Raw genomic sequence first — 24,257 nt, forward strand, 5'->3', positions numbered from 1 at the left:
TCCTGGCCCCGCGCTCGCCCGACCCATCGGCCGAGGCACCGGGGGCGGTAACGAGCTCAGGTGCTGTGCGTCCCTGGCCGCACCCCACCGGCCCGGCCCGCCAGGGCGGTCTCGCTCGCCGGGGCGGTCCCCGGGAACTCCTGGCCCCGCGCTCGCCCGACCCATCGGCCGAGGCACCGGGGGCGGTAACGAGCTCAGGTGCTGTACGTCCCTGGCCGCACCCCACCGGCCCGACCCGCCAGGGCGGCCGCGCTCTTCGCGGTGGTCAGCCCGGATGCATGTGCACGCGCTCGTCCCTACGACCGGCGAGGTCATCGGGGGCGGTGGCGCGCCCGCGGGCCCGGGCGGCCTTCGCTGTCCGGGCGGGGCATTCGGCCGCGCCCCGGCGGGCCGGTCCGCCGGGGCGGTCGCGGTGGTCGTGCCGGAGTGCGGGCAGCCTGGATCCGCGCTCGCCGGAGGCGTCAGGGCAGGTGGGCTGCCAGGGTGTGGAGGAGGTGGACGACTCCTTCGGGGCCGGGGACGACCAGGTCGGCGCGGTCGCGGAGTTCGGTGACCTCGTCGCTGCCGCTGCAGACGAGGAGGCCGGGGGTGCCGTCGGTGCGGAGGTCGCCGACGGCGGCGTAGGCGGGGAGGTCGCCGAGGTCGTCGCCGGCGTAGAGGACCGCTTCGGCGCCGGTCTCGCGGACGTACCGCTTCAGGGCGACGCCCTTGTCGATGCCGGGCGGGCGCAGTTCCAGGACCAGGCGGCCCGGTTCGACGATGAGGCCGTGCCGGGTGGCCAGGTCGCCGAGCGGGGTGCGCAGGGCCTCGAACGCGGCCTGCGGGTCGACGGCGCGACGGGTGTGCACGGCCACGGCGAACCCCTTGTCCTCCACCCAGGCGTCCTGGAAGCCGGTGAGGAGGGCGGGCAGGGCGGCGCGGACCTCGGCGACGCCCGGGTGCGGGTCGGGGGCGGTGATCTCGCCGGTGGCCGCGTCCCAGCGTTCCGCGCCGTAGTGGCCGAGGACGACCAGGCGGTCCAGGCCGGGGACGTCGGCGAAGCCGCCGTAGCGCACGGCGACCGCGGCCGGGCGTCCGGTGATGACCGCGACGGCGGCCACCTTCGGGGCGAGCGCGGTCAGCGCGGGCACCGCGCCGGGGTGCGCGCGGGCCTGCCGCGGGTCGGCGACGATCGGTGCGAGGGTGCCGTCGAAGTCGAGCGCGACCACCGCGCCGCCGGGGCGGGCGAGAAGGGCGCGCAGGCCGTCGCGGCCCTGCTCGGTCGCCGGTTCGGGAAGGTCCGTCGCATGTGTGTGAGGGCTGCCCATACGGCGAACCTAACCCCACGGGGCGCGGTCGAACCGTGACCCTGGCCTCACCGCTCGGCGCGTCTGCGCTCCCTGACCCGGCGCAGCCGGTTCACCGTCACCGGGTCGTGCTCCAGGGCGCGCGGGTCGTCGAGCAGGGCGTTGAGGAGCTGGTAGTAGCGGATCGGGGCCAGGCCCAGCTCCTCCCGTATCGCGCGCTCCTTGGCGCCGGGGCCGGGAAAGCCCCGGCGCTCCAGCGCGAGGATGTCCTGCTCCCGTCGTCCGAGCGGCTGCCGCTCCCCACCGTCCATGAGGGAAACGCTAGCCGCCGGCACTGACATCCGGACGACGGGTGACGACGGGTGACGACGGGCCTAGCCCGCGGCCGCCTCGCTCTCCGCGGTGAGCGCCGTGTTCTCCAGGGCGCCGAGGACGGCGGACGGGCTGCCGCCGGGGGCGACCGCCTTGCCGATCTGCTTCTTCACCTCGGCGCTGACCCGCGCCCAGGAGGTCTTGTCCACCGGGTACAGCTCGGCGAGCGGCAGTTCCCTCAGGAACGGCTGGAGCTCCTTGTCCTCGGCGGACGCGCTCATCACCTCGGAGGCGGAGGTGGTCACCGGCAGCAGCTCGTACTCACGCGAGAACGCGAGCACGTTCTTCCTGTCGTAGACGAAGTCGAGGAACTCCCCGATCTCCTCCTTGTGGCCGTTCTGCTTGAACGCCAGCATCCAGTCGGCGACGCCCATGGTCGCCTTGGACTCGCCGTTGAGGCCGGGCATCGGCACCATGCCGTACTTCACGCCCTTCTGCTCGGCCATCTTCATCAGCGAGGGGTGGCCGTTGAGCATGCCGACCTGCCCGTCGGCGAACGCCGCGAAGGCGTCGGCGCGGTTGAGCTTGGCGGGGGCGACGGGACCGGTCAGCTCCTTGCCGACGAGTTCGTCGCGCAGCCAGGTGAAGGTCTCGACGTTCTCCGGGGAGTCGATGCCGTAGCCGCCGGAGCCGTCGGTGTAGCCGCCACCGCCGCTGAGCAGCCACTGCATGGTCTCGGCCTGCGCCTCCTCGGGCCCGAGCGGCAGCGCGTACGGGAACTTCACGCCCTCGGCCTTCAGCGCCTCGGCGCCGGCGGCCAGCTCCGCCCAGGTGGTGGGCGGGGTGATGCCGGCCTTGGCGAAGAGGGTCTTGTTGTAGAAGAGCAGGCGGGTGGAGGCCGCGAACGGCATCCCGTACTGCACGCCGTCGAGCTGGCCGGCGGTGGCGAGCTGGGAGGCGAAGTCGGCCTGGACCGGGATGGAGAGCAGGTCGTCGGCCGGGTAGAGCAGCCCCGCGTCCGCGTAGTCGGCGTACGCGCCGATCTGCGCCATGTCGGGTGCCTTGCCGGCGTCGACCATCTCCTTGACCTTGGCGTCGACGTCGTTCCAGGAGTAGACGCTGACCTCGATCTTCACTCCGGGATGGTCGGCCTCGTACTCCTCGACCAGCTTCGCCCAGTACTTCGTCGAGCTGTTGGCCGGGCTGTCGCCGTAGTCGGCGGCGACCAGCCGCAGAGTGACGTCGTCGGAGTCTCCGGTGAGGCCGCAGCCGCCCAGGACCGCCGTCATGCCCAGGGCGGACATCACCGCGATCATTCCCGTCTTGCGCCGCTGCACTGCTTCCCCAACCCCTGTCGTCTCACGTGTTCCAGTTGTCCGAATTCCGGAAGGAGGTCTACACCTTCCGGGGAAACAAGGTCTACACCACGCGAGTGGACTAGACCTCTTCCGGGTCCTCGGGCCACACTGTCCCCCGTGAGACACGTCATCGCCCTCGATGTGGGCGGCACCGGGATGAAGGCCGCCCTGGTCGGGGCGGACGCCGTGCCCTTTGCGGACACACCCGGCCCGCCCGTGCCCGTGCTGCTGCACCAGGCGCGCCGGGCCACCGGCCGCGAGCGCGGCCCGGAGGCGGTCGTGGAGACGATCCTCGACTTCGCCGCCGAGCTGTCCGCGTACGGCGAGCGACACCTCGGCGAACCGGCCGCCGCCGCCGGAGTCGCCATCCCCGGCATCGTCGACGAGCAGCGGGGCGTCGCCGCCTACTCCGCCAACCTCGGCTGGCGCGACGTCCCCCTGCGCGACCTGCTGCGCGAACGGCTGTCCGGCATCCCCGTCGCCCTCGGCCACGACGTGCGCACCGGCGGCCTCGCCGAGGGCCGCGTCGGCGCCGGCCGGGGCGCCGACCGCTTCCTGTTCGTCCCGCTCGGCACCGGCATCGCGGGCGCCATCGGCATCGACGGCACCGTGGAGGCGGGCGCGCACGGCAACGCGGGCGAGATCGGCCATGTCGTCGTACGCCCCGGCGGCACCCCCTGCCCCTGCGGCCAGCACGGCTGCCTGGAGCGCTACGCCTCCGCCGCCGCGGTCAGCCAGGCCTGGGCCGAGGCGACCGGTGACCCCGACGCGGACGCGGCGGACTGCGCCAAGGCCGTCCTGTCCGGCGACCCGAACGCCGTCCGGATCTGGCAGGAGGCCGTCGACGCCCTCGCCGACGGCCTGGTCACCGCCCTCACCCTGCTGGACCCCCGCACGATCGTCATCGGTGGCGGCCTCGCCGAGGCGGGGGAAACCTTGTTCACACCGCTGCGGGACGCCGTCCGGCGGCGGATCACCTTCCAGCAACCGCCGTCGATCGTCCCGGCGGCCCTGGGCGACACGGCCGGCTGCCTGGGCGCCGGGCTCCTGGCGTGGGATCTCCTGGATTCGACCGACGGTACGGAGGTAACGACCTGATGGCACCCCAGCCAGGGGCGCGGGACAGCGCCGAATCGCGGCCGGGCCGCGGGGCGCGACCGGCCACGACGATCCCGCACCCCGCGACGGACGGCACCCCGCTGCTGCTGACCGGCGCCCACGTCGTCCTGCCCACGGGCACCGTCGAGAACGGCCGGCTGGCGGTCGAGGGCACCCGCATCGCCGCCGGCGCCCCGGCCGGCGCCCACGTCCTCGACGTGACCGGCCACTGGCTCGTCCCCGGCTTCGTCGACCTGCACAACCACGGCGGCGGCGGAGCCAGCTTCACCAGCGGCACCGTCGACGACGTGCTGCGCGGCATCCACACCCACCGCACCCACGGCACCACCACCCTCGTCGCCTCCACCGTCACCGGCGACATGCACTTCCTCGCCCAGCGCGCCGGACTCCTCAGCGAGCTGGCCGAACAGGGCGAGATCGCCGGCATCCACTTCGAGGGCCCGTTCATCTCCCCCTGCCGCAAGGGCGCCCACTCCGAGGAACTGCTGCGCGACCCGGACCCGGCCGAGGTGCGCAAACTGATCGACGCGGCCCGCGGCCACGCCAGGATGGTCACCCTCGCCACCGAACTGCCGGGCGGCATCGACTCCGTACGCCTCCTCGCGGACCACGGCGTGATCGCGGCGATCGGCCACACCGACGCGACGTACGAGCAGACCGTCGAGGCGATCGAGGCGGGCGCCACCGTCGCCACCCACCTGTTCAACGCGATGCCCGCGCTCGGCCACCGCGCCCCGGGCCCCATCGCGGCACTGCTGGAGGACGAGCGGGTCACCGTCGAGCTGATCAACGACGGCACCCATCTGCACCCGGCCGCGCTGGAGCTGGCGTTCCGGCACGCGGGCGCCCACCGGGTCGCGTTCATCACCGACGCGATGGACGCGGCCGGCTTCGGCGACGGCCGCTACATGCTCGGCCCGCTGGAGGTCGAGGTCGCGGACGGCGTGGCCCGGCTGGTGGAGGGCGGCTCGATCGCGGGCTCCACGCTCACCCTGGACCGCGCCTTCAAGCGGGCGGTGACCGTCGACCGGCTGCCCGTCACGGACGTCGTCGCGGCCCTGTCCGCCAACCCGGCCCGGCTGCTGGGCATGGACGACCGGATCGGCTCCCTGGAGCCCGGCAAGGACGCCGACCTGGTGCTGCTGGACGGCGACTTCGAGCCGGTCGGCGTGATGCGCCGCGGCGAATGGGTGGTTGAGCCCCAACTGGGGTGATCCGTCCGCGAGTCGAGGGACGACGGCCGGTTCCGGGACTGGGCCGGCCGCCGTCTCTTTGGCATGATCGAGCCCTCCGGGGAACGTCTCGCACCTCCGGAGACATACGTCTCGACAAGCGCATTCACTCGGGGGAGGCCGGCCCAGGTGATCCTCACGGTCACGCTGAACACCGCTCTCGACATCACGTACCGCGTCCGGTCCCTGCGGCCCCACACCACCCACCGGGTCACCGATGTCACCGAGCGCCCCGGCGGCAAGGGCGTCAACGTCGCCCGGGTCCTCGCCGCCCTCGGCCACGAGGTGACCGTCACCGGTTTCGCGGGCGGCGGCACCGGACGGGCCGTGCGGGACGGCCTCACCGCCACACCGGGCGTGACCGACGCGCTCGTCCCCGTCGGCGGCGCCACCCGGCGCACCGTCGCCGTCGTCGACGAGCACAGCGGCGACACCACCCAGCTGAACGAGCCGGGCCCGCTGATCGACCCCGCGGAGTGGTCCGCCTTCCAGGAGGTCTACGCGGACCTGCTCACCGCCGCCGACGCGGTCGCCCTGTGCGGCAGCCTCCCGCCGGGCGTCCCGGTGGGCGCCTACGCCGGGCTGGTCCGCACCGCCCGCGCGGCCGGCGTCCCCGTCCTGCTGGACACGAGCGGCGAGCCGCTGCGCCGGGCCGTCGCCGCCCGCCCGGACATCATCAAGCCGAACGCCGACGAACTGGCCGAACTGACCGGCGCCTACGAGCCGCTGCGCGCCACCCAGGACGCGCGCCGGCGCGGCGCCCGCGCGGTGGTGGCCTCCCTCGGCCGGGACGGACTGCTCGCGGTGACCCCTGAGGGCCTGTGGCGTGCCGCGCCGCCCGCGCGGATGCACGGCAACCCGACCGGCGCGGGCGACTCCGCGGTCGCGGGCCTGCTGTCGGCCCTGGTGGAACACCTGCCGTGGCCGGACCGCCTGGCCCGCGCGACCGCCCTGTCGGCGGCGACGGTCCTCACCCCGGCGGCCGGGGAGTTCGACCGGCGCTCCTACGAGGAGCTGCTGGGGCGGGTCGCGGTGACCTCGGAGGCCACCGCCGCGTGAGCCGCCCCGCGCGGGCTACTCCACCCAGCCCTTGGCCAGCCACAGCCGGTCGAGGTTGGCGTCGCACTGGTTGCCCTGCTCGCAGGAGATCTTCAGCTCGTTGGTGCCCTTGTTGAGCTGGATCCAGTTGTAGGTCTGCGTCCAGCCCTTCGCGTAGTCGCCCTCGGGGGCGTGCGCGAAGTTGGCCATGTTGACCTTGCGGGTCTGCGGCGTGCCGTTGACGGTGAGGGTGGCGTCGGCGTCCTTGCCGGGCACGCCGTAGCCCACGAACAGGGTGTACTTGCCGCTCTCCGGGATGCCGTCGACCTTCCAGGTGACGGACGCGCCCACGGTGTTGAAGCCGGTGACGTAGAAGCCGCCGTCCGCCTTGGCGCCCTTGACCTCGGATGCGGTGGTCGCGCCGCCGCCGAGCTGGAGCGTCTTGGCGTCGATCGACGGCAGCTCCTTCTCGCCCGCCGCGCCGGAGGCGCTGCTCGTCGGCGTCGGTTCGGCGCTCTCGGTCGCGGTCGGGGTGGGCGAGGCGTCGCCGCCCGCGGCGTCGTCGCCGGAGTCGCTGCTGACCATGGCCACGCCGATGCCGATGACGACGGCCGCGACGACCGCCACCGCGCCGATCAGCAGACCCTTGGTGTTCGGACCGCGCCGGCCGCCGCCGCCCCCGGGCGCCGGCTGCTGGGTGGTCGGCGCGCCGCCGGGATAGGTCTCGGGTGCGGCGTAGTGCGCGTGGGGCCGCCCGTAGGCACCCTGCTGCGGCGGCACGCCCTGTCCGTACGTGGCGTGCTGCTGCCCGCGCGGGCGGTCCCCGACGGTGCGCACCCTGCTGACCGAGTTCGGGTAGCCGTAACCGCCGGACGGCGGCTGGGCGCCGTTGGCCTGACCGTCGGCGTAGAGGTAGCCGAACGGGTCGTCGTCCTCGGGCGTGCTCGCGCCGTTGTTGCCGGGCGTCATCCCTCGTACTCCTCAAGCAGGTGCGGGTTCGGTGCGTGCGGTGGTGAGAGGGCGAGCCTACCCGCTCTGACTGACCCGAACGGGTGACCCGGATCGCATCACTTCGCTGACCTGCGGCTCAGCCGGCGCGGCGGTGCTGTTTGGGACGAGATCGTTTCTCGACGTACATCCGCTCGTCCGCTGACTTGAGCACTTCGTCCGCGGTCATCCCGCAGTGCGCCCAGCCGATACCGAAGCTGGCGCCCACCCGGACCGCGCGGCCCTCGGCCCGGATCGGCTGGATGATCTCGTTGCGCAGCCGGACGGCGAGGTCCGCCGCGTCGGCGCGGCCGAGGCCGTCGGCGAGGATCACGAACTCGTCGCCGCCGAGCCGGGCGACGGTGTCGCCGTCGCGCACCCCGTTGCTGAGCCGGCGGGCGACCTCGATGAGGACGGCGTCGCCCGCGTTGTGCCCGAACCGGTCGTTGATGGACTTGAAGCCGTCGAGGTCGCAGAAGAGGACCGCGAGGCCCTTGGTGCCGTCGTCGTGGTCGCCCTCGGGGGCGACGGTGTGGACGTGGTGGTCGTAGACGTCGTAGCCGTCGGCGCCGGGCGGGAAGTCGAAGGCGTGGCCGGGCTCGTAGCCGGCGGGGCCGTAGGCGGCGTCGTAGGAGTCGTACGGCCCGGACTGGGGGCGCTGGCAGAGGCGGGCGGAGAGCCGGGAGCGCAGCTCGGCGGAGTTGGGCAGTCCGGTGAGGGAGTCGTGCGAGGCGCGGTGGGCGAGCTGGAGCTCGCGGCGCTTGCGTTCCTCGATGTCCTCGACGTGGGTGAGCAGGAAGCGGGGGCCGTCCGCGGCGTCGGCGACGACGGAGTTGCGCAGGGACACCCAGACGTAGCTGCCGTCGCGGCGGCCGAGCCGCAGTTCGGCGCGCCCGCCCTCGGCGGAGGTCCTGAGGAGGGTGCCTATGTCCTCGGGGTGGACGAGGTCGGAGAAGGAGTAGCGGCGCATCGCGGAGGCGGGGCGGCCCAGCAGGCGGCACAGGGCGTCGTTGGTGCGCAGGATGCGGCCGTGCTGGTCGCCGCCCATCTCGGCGATGGCCATGCCGGAGGGGGCGTACTCGAAGGCCTGGCGGAAGCTTTCCTCGCTGGCGCGCAGGGCCTGCTGCTCGCGTTCGAGGCGGACCAGGGCGCGCTGCATGTTGGCCCTGAGGCGGGCGTTGCTGATCGCGATGGCGGCCTGGAAGGCGTACATCTGGAGGGCTTCGCGGCCCCAGGCGCCGGGCCTGCGGCCGTTGCGCGGGCGGTCCACGGACAGGACGCCGATGAGTTCGCCGGAGGCGGCGCCGCCGTGGGCGCCGGGGGCGTACATCGGCGCGAAGAGGCGGTCGGAGGGATGCCACTCGTCCTCGAAGCGGGGGGCGGGGCCCTCGGTGTACCACTGCGGGACGTCGTCGTCGTCGAGGATCCAGCCCTCGGTGTGGGGTATGAACACCAGGTCGCCCCACTGCTCGCCCATGCTCAGGCGGCGCTCCCAGGAGGCGCGCGAGCCGACCCGGCCGGTGATCAGGGCCTCGGCGGCGGGGTTGCCGGAGAAGGCGGCGACGACCAGGTCGCCGTCGGGGCGGACGAGGTTCACGCACGCCAGCTCGTACCCGAGGGCGGTGACGACGCCGTCCGCGACGGTCTGCAGTGTGTCGGCCAGGCTGCGCGCGGTGTTCATGTCCGCCATGACCTGGTGCAGCTGCCGCAGGGACGCAAGACGGACATACGGCTCCGACTCGGTCTCCATGCTCGCCCTCCCCCCGAGACCTCGCAGCGAATCAAGGGTTCTCTTCGGCGCCTTTTCCGGATGGTGCCTGCGTATCTTCCCGCCACTGAATCACAGCGCGCTCCCCACTCGGTACACAGGGTCAACAATTAATGCCCCTTGTGACTCAAGTCACAGTAGAACGTGAACAATTGAGTGGAGGTTCTGCGTTTTCCCCGTGCGTTCACCGAACGCATGGTTTGCGCGCTTGACCGGTTGTCCGCCTCCAGCCCTAGGACCGGCTTCGGGCCGGGGTCGGATGCGCCGGGCTCGTACCGGAGACTAGCGTTCCGAGTGTGCTGAAGACTCCCCCCTCCACCCGCTCCGTTCCGTCCGTGCCCGTCCAGCCCGCATCCGGCGGGCATGCTGAGGGGGTGAGCAACGACGAGTTCCGGGCCGCCATGTCCCGGCTGGCCGCCGGTGTCGTCCTCGTGACGGCGGTCGAGCCGCCGCTGGACCCCGACGACCCCACGGCGCCCGGCGGGGAGGACGTCGGCATGACCGCGACCGCCTTCATGTCGGTCTCCCTGGACCCGCCGCTGGTCCTGGTCAGCCTGCGCGAGGGCTCCCGCATGGACGACCTGCTCGCCGAACAGCCGCTGTGGGCGGTCTCCGTCCTCGCCGAGAGCCAGCGCCACATCGCCGGCCGCTTCGCCATGAAGGGCCGCGTCAGCGACCGCCTCCTGTTCGCCGACATCCCCTACCGGCGTGGCGAGGTCACCGGCGCGCCCCTCGTCGGCGGCGCCCTCGCCACCCTGGAATGCCGCACCGAACAGCGGGTGACCGCCGGCGACCACACCCTGGTCGTCGGCCGGGTCCTGACGGCGGACCTGCCCAGCGCGGAGGGCGGGCCGCTGACGTACTTCCGCGGCCGCTACCGCCGGCTGGGCTGACCGGAATTCCGTGGCCGCGCGGCGGACGTCTCTCCTGCGGTGCGCGGATGATCACCCGCGCATGGATGACTTCGCGGAAGCCGAGGCCCAGGCAGGACGCCTCGGGGCCGCCGGGGCCGGGGGGCCGGGTGACGTACAGCTCGGTGCCGTTCTCCTGGTCGGGGCGCACCCGGATGCCGGTGGCGGCGCCGAAGGTGGCGGGGGCTCGGGGCAGACGCCTCCCGGCCCGGAGGTGTCCCGGTCCGGCGGGCTCAGGGCGCGGGGGCGATGTCCAGGGCGGCGAGCCGTTCCGGCTCGGACACGACCTCGATGACGGCGACGCGGTCGCGTACGACCGTGAAGGCCAGCACCCGCTCCACACGCCCCGCGGCGTCCCGCACCACCACGCCGGGCACCCCGCCGACCAGCGCGGGCTCCGCGATCCGGGCGAGGTGGGCGAAGCTCGTGGCGCCCCGGGCGACCGCCCGCGCGCCCGCGGTCACCCCACCCGCCGCGCGGGCCACCACGTCCGGGTCGAGCACCCGCAGCAGCCCGTCGAAGTCACCGTCCCGCGCGGCGGCGAGAAACGCGTCCACGACCTCGCGCTCCCGCACCAGGTCCGTCCGCGGCGCCTCCGCCCCGCGGACCCGGCGCCGGGCCCGGCTGGCGAGCTGCCGCGCGGCCGCCGGCGTACGGTCCACGATCACCGCGATCTCCTCGAACGGCACCCCGAACAGGTCGTGCAGCACGAACGCCAGCCGCTCGGCGGGCGTGAGGGTGCCGAGCACGACGAGCAGGGCGGCCCCCACCGAGTCCGCGAGCAGGGCGTCCTGCTCGGGCCCGGCCACGGGCACCGGCCGGCGGTCCTCCTCCAGCGGCTCCTCACGACGGGAGGCGCGCGAGCGCAGCAGGTCCAGGCAGACCCGCCCCACCACCGTGGTCAGCCACCCGCCGAGATTGCCGATGTCCCCGGCCTCCGACCGGCTCAGCCGGAACCACGCCTCCTGCACGGCGTCCTCCGCCTCGGGAAGCGAGCCGAGCATCCGGTACGCGACGGCCCGCAGCCGGGGACGGTGCGCCTCGAAACGCTCGGCGAGGAAGTCGGTGTCGCTCATCGGTCGGGGCCTCTCGTCGCGATCGGTCACGGGGTCGGTCACCTCGGATGACGGATCGCGGCGGGGAGATGTGACACCGGCGGGGTGAGGAGGGGATGTGGCACCGGGGAGGGGGGTGTGAGGCCCGCTAGGACCAGTTCTGCCCGGAGCGGCCGCGCTTGGTCTCGGCGCGCTGCTTCTTCTCCCGGAGCCGGCGCTCGTTGATGCCGCGCGGGATGCGGGTCGGCTTGCGCGGCTTGGGCGGCGGCGCGGTCGCCTCGGCGAGCAGCGCCGCGAGGCGTACGGCGGCGGCCTCGCGGTTGCGCCACTGGGAGCGGTGCTCGGAGGCGCGGACGCTGATCACCCCGTCGGCCAGCCGGCCGGCCAGCCGCTCCAGGGCCCGCTGCTTCCACACCTCGGGCAGCGCCTCGGTGCGCGCGAGGTCGAACCGCAGCTCGACCTGGGAGTCGCTGGTGTTCACATGCTGCCCGCCGGGCCCGGACGACCGCGAGAAACGCCACATCAGCTCGGCCTCGGGAAGCGAGACGGAGCCGCGGATGACGTGGGGACCGGACATGCCGTCCATGTTCCCCGCGCTGACGGGCTCACGTCACCCGAATATCCGCACTACGGCCATCCCGGTAAAGAAAGTAAAGACTCCAGGAACCTCGCGTACCCCTCTTCGCGTTCATAGGGGTAGCTGTAGCTTCTTGCCGAATGTAAACGAGGAAGGGACTCCCGAACCATGGCTGTAAGCCTGTCCAAGGGTGGCAACGTCTCGCTCACCAAGGAGGCTCCGGGCCTGACCGCCGTCACCGTGGGCCTCGGCTGGGACGTCCGGACCACCACCGGCACCGACTTCGACCTCGACGCCTCCGCGATCGCGGTCAACACGCAGGGCAAGGTCTACTCGGACCAGCACTTCGTCTTCTTCAACAACAAGCAGACCCCGGACCAGACGATCGTCCACACCGGTGACAACCGCACCGGCGAGGGCGCCGGCGACGACGAGGCGATCAACGTCAACCTCGCCGCCCTCCCGGCCGACGTCGACAAGATCGTCTTCCCGGTCTCCATCTACGACGCGGAGGCCCGCTCGCAGAACTTCGGCCAGGTCCGCAACGCCTACATCCGCATCGTCAACCAGGCCGGCGGCGGCGAGATCGCGCGCTACGACCTGTCCGAGGACGCGGCCACCGAGACGGCCATGATCTTCGGCGAGCTGTACCGCAGCGGCGCGGAGTGGAAGTTCCGCGCCGTGGGCCAGGGCTACGCCTCGGGCCTCGCGGGCATCGCGCAGGACTTCGGCGTGAACGTCTGAGTCACCCGCTGACCCGCCCGCGCCGCCGGGCCTCCCGACTCCGTGCCGGGAGGCCCGGCGGCGCGTTAGGTTGCCGCGTGTGATCCTCGAACCCCTGACGGTCCCCCGCGGCCACGCCGTCCCGGCGCCGCTGCTCACCGAACTCACCGCGCTGTACGCCGCCGACCGCGAGTTCCAGGCACTCAGCGGCGACTTCCCGGACCCGGACGACATCCGGCCCGAGCAGGTCGCGGCGGCGCTGACGCAGGAGCTGGCGAACCCGGACACGGAAGTGCTGCTCGCGCGCGCCGCCGGGCGGCTGACCGGCATGGCGATCACGCTGGCCCACCACCCCGACCCGGACGACCCCGACCCGTGGATCGGGCTGCTCCTGGTGGACCCCGCCGTGCGCTGGCAGGGTCACGGCCGCCGCCTCGCCGCGGCCGTCGAGGACCGCTTCCGCGCCGCGGGCCGCACCGCCGTACGGCTCGCCGTCCTCGAGAACAACCCCAGGGCCCTGGCCTTCTGGACCGCCTGCGGCTACGAGGTCATCGACCACCGGCCCGACCGCGCCCTGCACCGCCCCTGCGCGGTCCTGCGCAAGCCCCTGCGCACCCCGCGCCCGGACGCCTGACCTCGCACCGCTGTGCAACCGAGAACACGCCGGCCCCCTCGACGGTGACCCGCCCCCTCAGGGCCGGGCCGGGCGGCCGTCGCCGTACAGCCAGTCCTCCCAGACGCCGGAGAAGTCATGGCCGGGCGCCTGCCGTTCGACGTAGGCGGTGAAATCCGCGGTGTCCGCGTTGCCGTGCCGGTGCTCGCCGGCCCAGCCGCGCAGGAGGCGGCGGAAGGCGCCGTCGCCGACGATCTGCCGGATCCTGTGCAGGACCATCGCGCCCCGCTCGTAGACCGGGCGCCCGGAGACGTCCTCGACGGCCGGCGGCTTCGCGGGCGGGAACGCGAACACCTCCTCGTCGGTGTACAGCGCGTCGAAGATCCGCTCGGCGCTGTCCCCGCCGTGCTCCTCCTCCCACAGCCACTCGGCGTACGTCGCGAAGCCCTCGTTGAGCCACATGTCCCGCCAGGTCTTCGGCGAGACCGAGTTGCCGTACCACTGGTGGGCCAGCTCGTGGACGAGGAGCAGGACGTCCGGGGTGCCGGGGAAGACCGGGCGGTTCTGCGTCTCCAGCGCGTACCCGGCGATACCGGAGGGCGCGACGATCGCGCCGGTGGAGGAGAAGGGGTACGGGCCGAAGGTGTCCCGCGCCCACTGCATCGCCTCGGGAAGGCGGGCCAGCACCGGGTGGCTCGCCGCCGCCTCGGTCGGGTGCACCGCGCTGTACACGGGCAGTCCGTCCTTCGTCCGGCCGCGCCGGACCTCGTAGCGGCCGATCACGAGCGTGGCGACGTAGCTCGCCATCGGTTCGGTGGTGCGCCAGGTGTACGTCGTACGGCCGCCCTTGGTGCGCTCGCCCGCCGGCTCGCCGTTGGAGACCGCGGTGAGCCCGCGCGGCACGGTCACCGTCACGTCGTACGACGCCTTGTCGGAGGGGTGGTGGTTGCCGGGGAACCACGCCATCGAGCCGACCGGCTGGCCGAGCGCGACCGCCCCGTCGGTGGTGCGCAGCCAGCCCTGCTCGGAGCCGTCCGCGTCGGTGAGGGCGGCCGGGGTGCCCGCGTAGCGGACCGTGACGCGGAAGGTCGCGCCCTCGGCGAGTTCGTCACGGGGGCGGACGGTCAGTTCCTGGCCCGCGCGGTTGAAGTCGGCCGCCGTGCCGTCCACCGTCACGGAGCGCACGTCCAGGCCGTCGAGGTCGAGGTTGAGGGCGGACAGCGGCTGCGTGGCACGGGCCGTGACGACCGCGCGGCCGGTGAGCCGGCGGCTGTCGGGGGCGTAGTCGAGGGTGAGGGCGTAGTGCGTGACGTCGTAGCCGCCGTTGCCCGCCTTGGGGAAGTACGGGTCGCGCAGCCCAGAACCGCCGGGGGTGCCCTCCACTCCGCCGCCGCAGGCGGTCAGGGCGAGGGCGAGACTCAGGCTCAGGGAGGCGGCGACGGGGACAACGGGTGCGAAACGGGACACGTCCGTGATCCTAAGGCGGCGCCGCCGTCCCGCCGGCCGGCGGCGGAACGGCCGCCCCGCGTGCCGTGACACCATCACCTACGTGCTCGACATCGGTTACGCCCTCTCCACCCGCTTCCCGGACCCGCCGCAGACGGACTACCGCCGCGCGGACGTCCACGCGCTGCGCCACGATCTGTTCTGCGGCGACGTCTACCTCGCCGACACCGAGACGGACCGGGAGCTGTCCACAGCCTGGGGATGGGTGCCGGTGCTCGACTTCGCGTGGGCGCTGTGCGACATCGTGGAGCGGCTGGACCGCGACCCGGCGGGCTCCCGCGCCTCGCGCCCCCAGCACGCCGAGCTGGACTTCACCGAGTCCACCGACCGGATGCTGTTCGAGCGCCGCTTCGGCTGGGTGGACATCGAGGCCGACTGGATGCCGGCCGAGGAAGCCCCCCTCACCTTCTCCCACACCGAACTGCGCCGCGAGGCCCGCGACTTCCTGCACGACCTGGTCGCCGACCTGTGCGACCTGCACGAGGACCTGGCGGACAACCCGGCGATCTGGACCCTGCAGGCGAGGTTCCCGCGGGTGGCGTGAGCAGCGGGCCACCCGAGGCTCGGAGGCACCTGAGACCCACAGGCACCCGAGACCCGCGCCACCCGTGATCCGGGCCGCCCGAGACCCAGAGTCACCCGAGGTCCGGGCCGCCCGAGACCCAGAGTCACCCGAGACCCGAGCCGCCCGTGATCGGGGTGGGCGCTAGCCCACCCGTACGCGCACCCCCAGCGCCGCCGCGAACACCTCCGCCAGGTCCATCAGCTGGCCGGGGCTGATGACCGCGCCCGAGAGGCGGTCCACCCCGCCCGCGATCTCCAGGGGCTCGGCGCCGCGCAGGTCGACGTCCTTGAGGGTCGCCGCGGTGAAGTCGGCGCCCTTCACGGCGCAGCCCGCGAACTCGACGCGCTCCAGGCGGGCACCGCCGAAGTCGGGTTCGACCAGCACGCAGTTCTCGAAGACGACGTCTCTCAGCCGCGCCGTGCGCAGGTTGAGGTAGTCGAGCTTGCCGCCCCGGATCACCACCCGTTCCAGCACCGCCCCGTGCAGCTGGACGCCGCCGAGCCGGGGTTCCGTGACCTCCACGTCCCGCAGCGTCGCCTCCGCCAGGTCCGTGCCGACGCCCTGCACGCCGGTGACGGCCGAGTCGAGGAAGCGGGCCTTTCTCAGCCGGGTCTCGGTCAGGGTGCAGGAGGTGAGCACGCAGTCCATGAACCGGGCCCCGGCACCGTCCTGACCGGTGAGGTCGCCGCCGCGGAACTCCACGCCGTCGTAGTCCCCGTCCGGTTCCAGGCCCGCGCCGCCGTACGGCTCCAGCGGCGGCAGCCGCAGCTCCGGCCTGCGCGCCGGCTTCACATCGCTCACGTTCCGCACCCCGTCCGTGTCCGCACCCCGTCCGTGTCCTCACCCCGTCCGTGTCCTCACCCAGGCCCCTGCCCACGCCCAGGTGCCTGCCCTCGCCCACGCCCCATGCTGCACCCCACCACTGACAACGCCCCCTCCCACGGCCCTGACCAGTGAAAACCTCCCCGATGTCACATCCGGGCCCCCCTCACCTGTCTTACCTGCGAGACAGACCAGCGACCCGAGGGAGACCCACCCCATGCACCGCATCACCGTCATCGGAGGCGGCTTCGCCGGACTCACCGCGGCGATCACCGCGGCCGAAGCGGGCGCCAAGGTCACCGTCCACGAGGCGCACCACACGCTCGGCGGGCGGGCCCGGACCGCGGAGGGGCCGTACCGGACCAACGAGGGCCCGCACGCGCTCTACAGCGGCGGCCCGCACTGGACCTGGCTGCGGCAGCGCGGCCTGCTCGGCCCGCTCGCCCCGATCCCGCCCCTGGAGGCCGCCCGGCTGCGGCTGCGCCACCACGGCGCGCTGCGCCGCACCCCGCCGTTCGCGATGCTGAAGCTGCTGCGCCCCGGCGCCCGGCAGGCCCCGGCCGACACCGACTTCCTGACCTGGGCGACCGCGCAGGCCGGCGAGGAGGGCGCCCGCGCGGCCGCGCACTACGCCGCCGTCGCCCTGTTCCACCACGACCCCGGCTCCCTGTCCGCGGCGTTCGTGCAGGAACGGCTGCGCCGGGCCACCAAGCTGCCGCCGGAGGCGCACTACCCGCGCGGCGGCTGGGGCGGCCTGATCGACCGGATGGCCGGGCGCGCCTGGAACCTCGGGGTGCGGATCGAGACGCTGTCCCGCGTGGACACCCTGCCCACCGACACGCCCGTCATCGTCGCCACCTCCCTGGACGCGGCCCGCCGCCTGCTCGGCGACGACTCGCTGACCTGGCCGAGCGGCCGTACGGCGCTGATCGACCTGGCGGTGCGCACCCGGCGCGGTGACGCGTTCATCGTCTCCGACCTGGACGCGCCGGGCTGGCTGGAGCGGTTCACCGCGCAGGACCGCACCCTCGCCCCGGCGGGCGAGCAGCTGATCCAGGGGCAGTTCCCCATCGGTCCGCACGAGTCCCGCGCGGACGGCGTCGCCCGCGCCGAACAACTGCTGGACCTGGCCTGCGAGGGCTGGCGCGAGCGCGTCACCTGGCGGCGCGAGGCGGTCGCGAACGGCCGTACCGGAGCCGTCGACCTGCCGGGCACGACCTGGCGGGACCGTCCGGCGATCGACCGCGGCGACGGCGTGTACCTGGCGGGCGACCAGGTGGCCGCGCCGGGCGTGCTGGCGGAGGTGTCGTTCACCAGCGCGCTGACGGCGGTGTCGCTGGCGCTCGGCCGGTACGGATCGCGGCCCCTTGACCTCAAGCACGCTTGAGGTCGGAGAGTGGTGGCCGTCCGGACCGGCGACCACGACCGGCGGAACGGAACACGACAGTCCGGGGGGATCCCATGCACGCCATCCGTCTCCACGCCTTCGGCCCCGCCGACAACCTTCGCCACGAGGAGGTCGAGGACCCCGTCCCCGGCCCCGGCCAGGTCCGGATCAAGGTGGCCGCGGCGGGCGTCCATCTGCTCGACACCGCGATCCGGGAGGGCCTGCGCGGGCCCCTGCCCGAGCTGCCCGCCCTGCCCACCGTCCCCGGCCGTGAGGTCGCCGGGACCGTCGACGCGCTCGGCCCGGACACCGACGGCTCCTGGCTCGGCAAGCGGGTCGTCGCCCACCTCGGCTTCGCGCCCGGCGGCTACGCCGAACTGGCCGTCACCGGCACCGAGCGCCTCCACGAGGTGCCCGCGAACCTGGACTTCGCGCAGGCCGTCGCGATGATCGGCACGGGGCGTACGGCCATGGGGATCGTCCAGTTCGCCGAGCCGGGCCCGGACGACGTCGTGGTGATCCCGGCCGCCGCCGGCGGCATCGGCACCCTGCTCGTGCAGTACGCCAAGAACGCCGGCGCGACCGTCGTCGGCCTGGCCGGCGGGCCGGAGAAGACCGCGCGCGTGGAGGCGAACGGCGCCGACCTCGCCGTCGACTACACGGACCAGGGCTGGCCGGAGAAGGTCCGCGCCTGGCTCGGCGGCCGGCCCGCGACGATCGTCTTCGACGGCGTCGGCGGGGACGCGGCCCGCGCGTCCGTCGCGCTGCTCGGCCCGGCCGGGCGGCACCTCGTCTTCGGCTGGTCCGGGGCAGGGCTGCGCGACGGCTCGCCGTACCTGGTCGAGGGGGTCTCCGAGGAGGTGCTGGGGCCGGTGATGATGCGCAAGGCCGGCGGGGACAACCCGGTGCGCACGCTGGAGCTGCGCGCCCTCGCCGAGGCCGCCGCCGGCCGGCTCGTCCCCGCCGTGCAGCGCTTCCCGCTCACCGAGGCCGCCGCCGCGCACCGCGCGCTGGAGAACCGCGGGACGACCGGCAAGGTGGTGCTGGAACCCTGACCGGGCGGGGCGCTCACGCCGAGTGAGCGGTCGGGGTGCGGTACGTACCGTTTCATGGTCTTCTGACCCCCATGAGCGTCCCCCGACGTGACCCGGCCTCCCCCACGACGGCTCCTGCGGCCGCGGACCCCCGCCGCTGGTGGAGCCTGGTGGTCATCGCCATGGCCCAGCTGATGGTCGTCCTCGACTCGACCATCGTGAACATCGCGCTGCCCTCCGCCCAGCGCGACCTGGGCATGACCGACGGCAACCGGCAGTGGGCGATCACCGCCTACACCCTCGCCTTCGGCGGACTGCTGCTGCTCGGCGGCCGGATCGCCGACCTGGTCGGCCGCAAGCGCACCTTCGCCATCGGGCTGGCCGGCTTCGCCACCGCCTCCGCGCTCGGTGGCGCGGCCACCACCCCGGGCATGCTGTTCGGCGCCCGCGCCCTCCAGGGGATGTTCGCCGCCTTGCTCGCCCCGTCCGCGCTCAGCCTGCTCACCACGACCTTCACCGACCCCAAGGAGCGCGGGAAGGCCTTCGGCATCAACTCCGCCCTGGCGGGCAGCGGAGCGGCCATCGGGTTCGTCCTCGGCGGAGTGCTCGCCGAGTACCTGGGCTGGCGCTGGTGCCTGTACGTCAACGTGCTCATGGCGATCACCGCGCTCATCGGTACGTACGCCCTGGTGCGCGGGGGCGGCCCCCGCCCCGCCGGGGCCCGGCTCGACGTGCCCGGCGCGCTGCTCGGCTGCGGCGGGTTGCTGACGATCGTCTACGGCCTCAGCGAGGCAGAGCCGAGGGGCTGGGCGGACGTCCGGGTGCTCGGCCTGCTCACCGTCGGCGTGACCCTGCTCGCCGGTTTCGTGTGGTGGCAGAGCAGGGCCCGTACGCCCTTGCTGCCGCTGCACATCGTGCGGGACCGCAACCGCGCGGGCTGCTGCCTGACCCTGTGTCTGGCCGTGATCGGCATGTTCGGCATGTTCCTGTTCATGACGTACTACTTCCAGGTCGTCAGGGGGTACTCCCCCGTCACGACCGGGCTGGCCTTCCTGCCGCTCACCGGCTCGATCATCATCGGCTCGACCCAGATCTCGGCCCGGCTCGTCCCGCGCGTCGCCCCGCGCCTGCTGGTGGCCCCCGGCATGCTCCTGGCCACATCCGGGATGCTGGTCCTGACCCGGCTGACGGTGGACGCGGAGTACGCCACCGAGATCCTGCCCGCGCTGATCCTCGTGGGCCTCGGCATGGGCCTCACCTACACGCCGGTGTTCGCCAACGCGACCGCCGGGGTCGCCCCCCGGGACGCCGGCGTCACCTCGGCCACCCTCAACACCTCGCAGCAGGTCGGCGCCTCCCTCGGCGTCGCCCTGCTCAACACGATCGCCACCACCAGCGCCGGCGGCTACCTCGCCGCCCATCCGGCCCACCCGGCCCAGCGGGAGGCGATCATCCGCCAGAGCCTCGTCCACGGCTACTCGGTCGCCATCTGGTGGGCGGCGGGCATCATGCTCCTCGCCGGTCTGGTCGCCGCCCTGATGGTCACCGGCAGGCCCCCTCGGTCGAGGCACGGGGCACCGGAGAAGGCCCCGGCGGCACAGTCCGCGGCCTGAGTCTCAGCCCCGCCCCGCCACCCGGTCCGCCCACCGGGCCAGCCGGGACGACGCCGCGCTGTGGGTCACCGTCTCCCGCCGGTCCGCCGTGCGGTACGTGGCGTACATGCCGTGGACGCCCAGCCAGCGCAGCGGCTCCGGCTCCCACCTGCGCACCTTGTGCCCCACCCACGGCAGCTCGGTCAGCTCGGTCCGGCCGCCCTGGCCGGAGTCCTGCTGGACGAGGTCGCGCAGGGTGCGGCCGGCCAGGTTGGCCGTGGCGACCCCCGAACCGACGTAACCACCCGCCCAGCCGAGCCCCGTCGACCGGTCCAGGGTGACCGTCGCGCACCAGTCGCGCGGCACGCCCAGCACCCCCGACCAGGCGTGCTCGATCCGCACCCCGGCCAGCTGCGGGAAGAAGCCGACGAGGACGTCGCGCAGCGCCTCCACGGTCTCCGCCTGCGTGCGCCCGTCGTTGTCCGTCCGCGACCCGAACCGGTACGGCACGCCACGCCCGCCGAGCGCGATCCGGCCGTCGGCGGTGCGCTGCGCGTACATGTACGCGTGCGCCATGTCGCCCAGCGTCTCCCGGCCGTCCCAGCCGATCGCCGCCCACTGCTCGCCGGTCAGCGGCTCGGTCGCGATCATCGAGGAGTTCATCGGCAGCCAGGTCCGCCTCTGCCCCTTGAGGGCGGCGGTGAAGCCCTCGGTGCAGCGCAGCACGTACGGCGCGCGGACGGTGCCGTACGGCGTCACCGCGTGCTTCGGCCGGATCTCCGTGACCGGCGTCGACTCGTGGATGACCACGCCCAGCGCCTCCACGGCCGCCGCGAGCCCCTTCACCAGCTTCACCGGGTGCACCCGCGCGCCGTGCGGCGTCCACGCCGACCCGACCGCGTCGGCCACCCGGATCCGCCGGGCGGTCTCCCGCGCGCCGTACAGCTCGCGGTCCTTCTCCCCGAACGCGACCTCCGCCTCGTGGTGGGCCCTCAGCCGGGCCAGCTGCGCGGGCGTACGGGCCACCTCCAGGACCCCGCCCTTGTGCAGATCGGCGTCGATGCCCTCCGCGTGGGCGACCCGGATCACCTCGTCGACCGTGTCGTTCATGGCCTTCTGCAGCCGTACGGCCGCCTCGTGGCCGCGCAGCCTCGCGTACCGGTCCCGCCCCGCGATGCCGTTGTACAGCCAGCCGCCGTTGCGCCCCGAGGCGCCGTAGCCGCAGAACTTCTGCTCCAGGACGGTGATCCGCAGGAAGGGCGCGGCCTTCTTCAGGTAGTACGCGGTCCACAGCCCCGTGTACCCGCCCCCGACGATCACCACGTCGGCGGACGCGTCCCCCTCCAACGGCCTCCTGGCCTCGGGAAACCCGTCCGCCGCGTACCAGAAGGAGACTCCGCCGTTCACGACACCGCTGCTCATGGCCCCGGACGGTAACCCGCGCCGCAGCCCGCTGTCTCCTTCGGATTCGGTGGAATCCCGCCCGCCCCGGCCGAGCGTAGGCTCGTCGGCGTGATCGACGTCCCGGAGCAACTCGCCGCGTCCCAGGAGCGGTTCAACGGCGCCGCGGGCCGTGCCTTCGTCGCCCGCCTGCCCCGCCTCGCCGAGACCTTCCTGGACCGCTGGGAGCTGCGGCCCGACGGCCCGTCCCTGTACGGCGTCTGCGCCCTGGTCCTGCCGGTGCGCCGCGCGGACGGCACCCCCGCCGTCCTCAAACTCCAGCTCGTCGACGACGAGACCGCGGGCGAGCCGGTCGCGCTGCGCACCTGGAACGGCGACGGAGCGGTCCGCCTCCTCGGCCACGACCCGGCGACCGGCACCCTGCTCCTGGAACGCCTCGACCCGTCCCGGTCGCTCTCCCGCGTCCCCGACACCCGCGAGGCGTGCCTGGTCATCGCCCGCCTCCTGGCCCGGCTCACCACCCACCCCGCCCCACCGAACCTGCGCCGCCTCGGCGACATCGCCCCCGCCCTGCTGGAGCGGACCCCGCCGGCCCTGGCCCGCGTCCCCGACCCGGACACGCGCCGCCTCCTCGCCGACTGCGCGGCGGCGGTCCGCGAGGTCGCCGACGAGCCCGGCGACCGCCTCCTGCACTGGGACCTGCACTACGACAACGTCCTCGGCGCCGACCGCGCGGACTGGCTCGCCATCGACCCCAAGCCCCTCGCCGGCGACCCCGGCTTCGACCTCTTCCCGGCGCTCGCCAACCGCTTCGCCCCGGACGAGATCCTCTGGCGCTTCGACGCCCTGACCGACACCCTCGCCCTGAACCGCCCCCGCAGCCGCGCCTGGACCCTCGCCCGCGTCCTCCAGACCTGCCTGTGGCACCTGGAGGACGAACGCCCCCTCGGCGAGGACCACCTGGAGATCGCCCGGCGCGTACGAGGCGCCCGAGGCTGACCGCCCCGGCCCGGGTGACCAGAGCCCGCACCCGCCACGCAGGAAATTCCCGCCTCAGCCCGCACGCACGCGGCGCCCCGCCTTATCCCGCCGTCGCCCGGCGCCCCTGCCGGTACTCGTCCCACAGGCCGAAGAACAGCTCGACCGCCGGCACACCGGCCTCCCGGGCCTCGCGTTCGATCTCGACGGCCCAGCCGAGGGAACTGTGCCGGCCGAGTCGCCGCCACAGCCACGCGTCGAACGGTCCCGGCGTCCCGGGGCTCCAGAAGGGGAAGTCCTCCTCGATGCCGTGCACGGCCATCGCCGCACGGTAGCCGCACAGCAGGGAGTCCAGGTGCTGGAGGGAGTTCCCCCGCAGCCACATGCCGGGGCGGAGTCGTATCTCGTCGAGGAGATCGTGGACGTCGGACAGTTCCGTGAGTGGTCTCGGCTGCCGGCGTGCGTTGCTCGTGCCTGTCATGACCGCCCCGGTCGGTGTCGCCGGAAGATGTCCGAACGCCCCGTCCGGATCACCGGCGGGGCGTTCGTACTGCGTGGACCAGAGCCCCCTGTCGGACTCGAACCGACGACCTTCGCTTTACAAGAGCGGCGCTCTACCAGCTGAGCTAAGGAGGCACGCGCGCGTGGAGCACTGCGCGCCCGTGCAGTGTACCCAGCTCCCGGCCGGGTCCCGTCGAAAATTTCCGCGAAGTTCACAGCCGTCCGACTACTGACAGAACAGGTGAACGGCGGGTACCGTCTCGACCCAGTTCGCACGGTCACCCGTGCGGACTAGACCACCACCTTCCTACAACGGATCGTCCGGCACGTTCCTGCCGGTAGAAGGGGGCCCATTCACCATGGCCACTGTCACGTTCGACAAGGCGACCCGGATCTACCCGGGTTCCGACAAGCCCGCCGTCGACGCCCTGGACATCGAGATCGCGGACGGCGAGTTCCTCGTCCTGGTCGGCCCGTCCGGCTGCGGCAAGTCCACCTCCCTGCGCATGCTCGCCGGCCTGGAGGACGTCAACGGCGGTGCCATCCGCATCGGCGACCGCGACGTCACCCACCTGCCGCCCAAGGACCGGGACATCGCCATGGTGTTCCAGAACTACGCCCTCTACCCGCACATGACGGTCGCCGACAACATGGGCTTCGCGCTCAAGATCGCCGGCGTCAACAAGGCGGAGATCCGGCAGAAGGTCGAGGAGGCGGCGAAGATCCTCGACCTGACCCAGTACCTGGACCGCAAGCCGAAGGCGCTCTCCGGCGGTCAGCGCCAGCGTGTCGCCATGGGCCGCGCCATCGTGCGCGAGCCGCAGGTCTTCCTCATGGACGAGCCGCTGTCGAACCTCGACGCCAAGCTCCGCGTGTCGACCCGTACGCAGATCGCCTCGCTCCAGCGCCGCCTCGGCATCACCACCGTCTACGTCACCCACGACCAGGTCGAGGCCCTGACGATGGGCGACCGCGTGGCGGTCCTCAAGGACGGTCTGCTCCAGCAGGTCGACACCCCGCGCAACATGTACGACAAGCCCGCGAACCTCTTCGTCGCCGGCTTCATCGGCTCGCCCGCCATGAACCTGGTCGAGGTGCCGATCACCGACGGCGGCGTGAAGTTCGGCAACTCGGTCGTGCCGGTGCAGCGCGACGCGCTCTCCGCCACCAGCGACAAGACGGTCACCGTCGGCGTCCGCCCCGAGCACTTCGACGTGGCCGGCCCCGACTCCGACCTCGGTGTCGAGGTCGTCGTCAACGTCGTGGAGGAGCTGGGCTCCGACGCGTTCGTCTACGGCACCGCCAACGTGGGCGGCGAGTCCAAGGACCTCGTGGTCCGCGTCGGCGGCCGTGAGGTCCCCGAGAAGGGCAGCACGCTGCACGTCGTCCCGCGGGCCGGCGAGACGCACGTCTTCTCCACGTCGACCGGCGCGCGCCTGTCCGACTGAGCGGAACAACCCCGGGTAATTCACCCAGGTTGACGAAGAGGGCC

Annotated in this window: 23 protein-coding genes and 1 tRNA gene; 12 read left to right on the top strand and 12 right to left on the bottom strand. The window is 73.5% G+C overall.

Annotation, left to right across the window (positions count from 1 at the left end):
- Window positions 1-461 precede the first annotated feature (461 nt).
- The 3 genes from otsB to AB0K92_RS13260 form a co-directional block, all read right to left on the bottom strand.
- The gene (gene otsB, locus AB0K92_RS13250; protein WP_365922267.1) at window positions 462-1,307 is read right to left on the bottom strand and encodes a trehalose-phosphatase; all 846 of its coding nucleotides are present in this window, start codon (window positions 1,305-1,307) and stop codon (window positions 462-464) included.
- Window positions 1,308-1,354: 47 nt separating this feature from the next.
- Window positions 1,355-1,597 carry a DUF3263 domain-containing protein gene (locus AB0K92_RS13255; protein ID WP_165999949.1) on the bottom strand — a complete coding sequence of 81 codons (243 nt, stop codon included), beginning with the start codon at window positions 1,595-1,597 and terminating at the stop codon, window positions 1,355-1,357.
- Window positions 1,598-1,660: 63 nt separating this feature from the next.
- Entirely contained in the window at window positions 1,661-2,902 is a 1,242-nt protein-coding gene (locus AB0K92_RS13260; protein WP_365922270.1) for an extracellular solute-binding protein, read from the bottom strand.
- A 171-nt stretch (window positions 2,903-3,073) separates the two neighbouring features.
- On the opposite strand from AB0K92_RS13260, the gene AB0K92_RS13265 reads away from it, so the two are divergent.
- The 3 genes from AB0K92_RS13265 to AB0K92_RS13275 all read left to right on the top strand — a co-directional run bounded on the left by AB0K92_RS13265 (window position 3,074) and on the right by AB0K92_RS13275 (window position 6,366).
- The gene (locus tag AB0K92_RS13265; RefSeq protein ID WP_365922272.1) at window positions 3,074-4,054 is read left to right on the top strand and encodes an ROK family protein; all 981 of its coding nucleotides are present in this window, start codon (window positions 3,074-3,076) and stop codon (window positions 4,052-4,054) included.
- A complete protein-coding gene (gene nagA, locus AB0K92_RS13270) occupies window positions 4,054-5,289 on the top strand; it encodes an N-acetylglucosamine-6-phosphate deacetylase (protein ID WP_365922274.1) in 1,236 nt (411 codons plus the stop codon). The genes AB0K92_RS13265 and nagA overlap by 1 nt, the downstream gene beginning before the upstream one ends.
- A gap of 147 nt (window positions 5,290-5,436) precedes the next feature.
- Entirely contained in the window at window positions 5,437-6,366 is a 930-nt protein-coding gene (locus AB0K92_RS13275) for a 1-phosphofructokinase family hexose kinase (RefSeq protein ID WP_365922276.1), read from the top strand.
- A gap of 15 nt (window positions 6,367-6,381) precedes the next feature.
- Here the strand turns inward: AB0K92_RS13275 and AB0K92_RS13280 are convergent, their stop codons facing one another.
- A complete protein-coding gene (locus AB0K92_RS13280) occupies window positions 6,382-7,314 on the bottom strand; it encodes a carbohydrate-binding protein (protein ID WP_365922278.1) in 933 nt (310 codons plus the stop codon).
- 118 nt (window positions 7,315-7,432) lie between these two features.
- Window positions 7,433-9,082 carry a diguanylate cyclase CdgB gene (cdgB, locus tag AB0K92_RS13285; protein ID WP_365922279.1) on the bottom strand — a complete coding sequence of 550 codons (1,650 nt, stop codon included), beginning with the start codon at window positions 9,080-9,082 and terminating at the stop codon, window positions 7,433-7,435.
- A gap of 353 nt (window positions 9,083-9,435) precedes the next feature.
- On the opposite strand from cdgB, the gene AB0K92_RS13290 reads away from it, so the two are divergent.
- Window positions 9,436-9,993 (top strand): flavin reductase family protein, encoded by a 558-nt coding sequence (locus AB0K92_RS13290; RefSeq protein WP_166004994.1) that lies wholly within the window; start codon window positions 9,436-9,438, stop codon window positions 9,991-9,993.
- 251 nt (window positions 9,994-10,244) lie between these two features.
- Here AB0K92_RS13290 and AB0K92_RS13295 read toward each other — a convergent pair whose 3' ends face one another.
- Together AB0K92_RS13295 and arfB are read right to left on the bottom strand one after the other, a co-directional pair.
- Window positions 10,245-11,087 carry a sigma-70 family RNA polymerase sigma factor gene (locus AB0K92_RS13295; RefSeq protein WP_365922281.1) on the bottom strand — a complete coding sequence of 281 codons (843 nt, stop codon included), beginning with the start codon at window positions 11,085-11,087 and terminating at the stop codon, window positions 10,245-10,247.
- A gap of 127 nt (window positions 11,088-11,214) precedes the next feature.
- Complete coding sequence (gene arfB, locus AB0K92_RS13300; protein ID WP_365922283.1) at window positions 11,215-11,652, bottom strand: alternative ribosome rescue aminoacyl-tRNA hydrolase ArfB; 438 nt, start codon at window positions 11,650-11,652, stop codon at window positions 11,215-11,217.
- 159 nt (window positions 11,653-11,811) lie between these two features.
- Here arfB and AB0K92_RS13305 point away from each other — a divergent pair, with 159 nt between their 5' ends.
- Window positions 11,812-12,387 carry a TerD family protein gene (locus AB0K92_RS13305; protein WP_365922285.1) on the top strand — a complete coding sequence of 192 codons (576 nt, stop codon included), beginning with the start codon at window positions 11,812-11,814 and terminating at the stop codon, window positions 12,385-12,387.
- 79 nt (window positions 12,388-12,466) lie between these two features.
- The gene (locus AB0K92_RS13310) at window positions 12,467-13,000 is read left to right on the top strand and encodes a GNAT family N-acetyltransferase (RefSeq protein ID WP_365922287.1); all 534 of its coding nucleotides are present in this window, start codon (window positions 12,467-12,469) and stop codon (window positions 12,998-13,000) included.
- 57 nt (window positions 13,001-13,057) lie between these two features.
- On the opposite strand, the gene AB0K92_RS13315 is transcribed toward AB0K92_RS13310, so the two are convergent.
- Window positions 13,058-14,446 (bottom strand): M1 family metallopeptidase, encoded by a 1,389-nt coding sequence (locus AB0K92_RS13315; protein WP_365922289.1) that lies wholly within the window; start codon window positions 14,444-14,446, stop codon window positions 13,058-13,060.
- 82 nt (window positions 14,447-14,528) lie between these two features.
- On the opposite strand from AB0K92_RS13315, the gene AB0K92_RS13320 reads away from it, so the two are divergent.
- Window positions 14,529-15,029 carry a hypothetical protein gene (locus AB0K92_RS13320; protein WP_365922291.1) on the top strand — a complete coding sequence of 167 codons (501 nt, stop codon included), beginning with the start codon at window positions 14,529-14,531 and terminating at the stop codon, window positions 15,027-15,029.
- Between the two features lie 162 nt (window positions 15,030-15,191).
- On the opposite strand, the gene AB0K92_RS13325 is transcribed toward AB0K92_RS13320, so the two are convergent.
- Complete coding sequence (locus AB0K92_RS13325; RefSeq protein WP_365922493.1) at window positions 15,192-15,842, bottom strand: pentapeptide repeat-containing protein; 651 nt, start codon at window positions 15,840-15,842, stop codon at window positions 15,192-15,194.
- A 247-nt stretch (window positions 15,843-16,089) separates the two neighbouring features.
- Between AB0K92_RS13325 and AB0K92_RS13330 the strand changes: the two genes are divergently transcribed.
- The 3 genes from AB0K92_RS13330 to AB0K92_RS13340 all read left to right on the top strand — a co-directional run bounded on the left by AB0K92_RS13330 (window position 16,090) and on the right by AB0K92_RS13340 (window position 19,906).
- Entirely contained in the window at window positions 16,090-17,259 is a 1,170-nt protein-coding gene (locus tag AB0K92_RS13330; protein ID WP_365922293.1) for an NAD(P)-binding protein, read from the top strand.
- Window positions 17,260-17,333: 74 nt separating this feature from the next.
- Entirely contained in the window at window positions 17,334-18,314 is a 981-nt protein-coding gene (locus tag AB0K92_RS13335) for a zinc-binding dehydrogenase (RefSeq protein ID WP_365922295.1), read from the top strand.
- 71 nt (window positions 18,315-18,385) lie between these two features.
- Window positions 18,386-19,906 (top strand): MFS transporter, encoded by a 1,521-nt coding sequence (locus AB0K92_RS13340; RefSeq protein WP_365922297.1) that lies wholly within the window; start codon window positions 18,386-18,388, stop codon window positions 19,904-19,906.
- A 3-nt stretch (window positions 19,907-19,909) separates the two neighbouring features.
- Here AB0K92_RS13340 and AB0K92_RS13345 read toward each other — a convergent pair whose 3' ends face one another.
- On the bottom strand, window positions 19,910-21,307 hold the full coding sequence (locus AB0K92_RS13345) for an FAD-dependent oxidoreductase (RefSeq protein WP_365922299.1): 1,398 nt from the start codon (window positions 21,305-21,307) through the stop codon (window positions 19,910-19,912).
- A gap of 90 nt (window positions 21,308-21,397) precedes the next feature.
- Here AB0K92_RS13345 and AB0K92_RS13350 point away from each other — a divergent pair, with 90 nt between their 5' ends.
- Window positions 21,398-22,285 (top strand): aminoglycoside phosphotransferase family protein, encoded by an 888-nt coding sequence (locus AB0K92_RS13350; RefSeq protein WP_365922301.1) that lies wholly within the window; start codon window positions 21,398-21,400, stop codon window positions 22,283-22,285.
- Window positions 22,286-22,367: 82 nt separating this feature from the next.
- Here AB0K92_RS13350 and AB0K92_RS13355 read toward each other — a convergent pair whose 3' ends face one another.
- Both AB0K92_RS13355 and AB0K92_RS13360 read right to left on the bottom strand, forming a co-directional pair.
- Window positions 22,368-22,745 carry a hypothetical protein gene (locus tag AB0K92_RS13355; protein ID WP_365922303.1) on the bottom strand — a complete coding sequence of 126 codons (378 nt, stop codon included), beginning with the start codon at window positions 22,743-22,745 and terminating at the stop codon, window positions 22,368-22,370.
- Between the two features lie 82 nt (window positions 22,746-22,827).
- A tRNA-Thr gene (locus tag AB0K92_RS13360) sits at window positions 22,828-22,900 on the bottom strand.
- A 224-nt stretch (window positions 22,901-23,124) separates the two neighbouring features.
- Here AB0K92_RS13360 and ugpC point away from each other — a divergent pair.
- Entirely contained in the window at window positions 23,125-24,213 is a 1,089-nt protein-coding gene (gene ugpC / locus AB0K92_RS13365; RefSeq protein WP_165999988.1) for a sn-glycerol-3-phosphate ABC transporter ATP-binding protein UgpC, read from the top strand.
- The last annotated feature ends 44 nt before the right edge of the window (window positions 24,214-24,257 follow it).

The organism is Streptomyces sp. NPDC052687 (assembly GCF_040678395.1).
Lineage (GTDB): Bacteria > Actinomycetota > Actinomycetes > Streptomycetales > Streptomycetaceae > Streptomyces.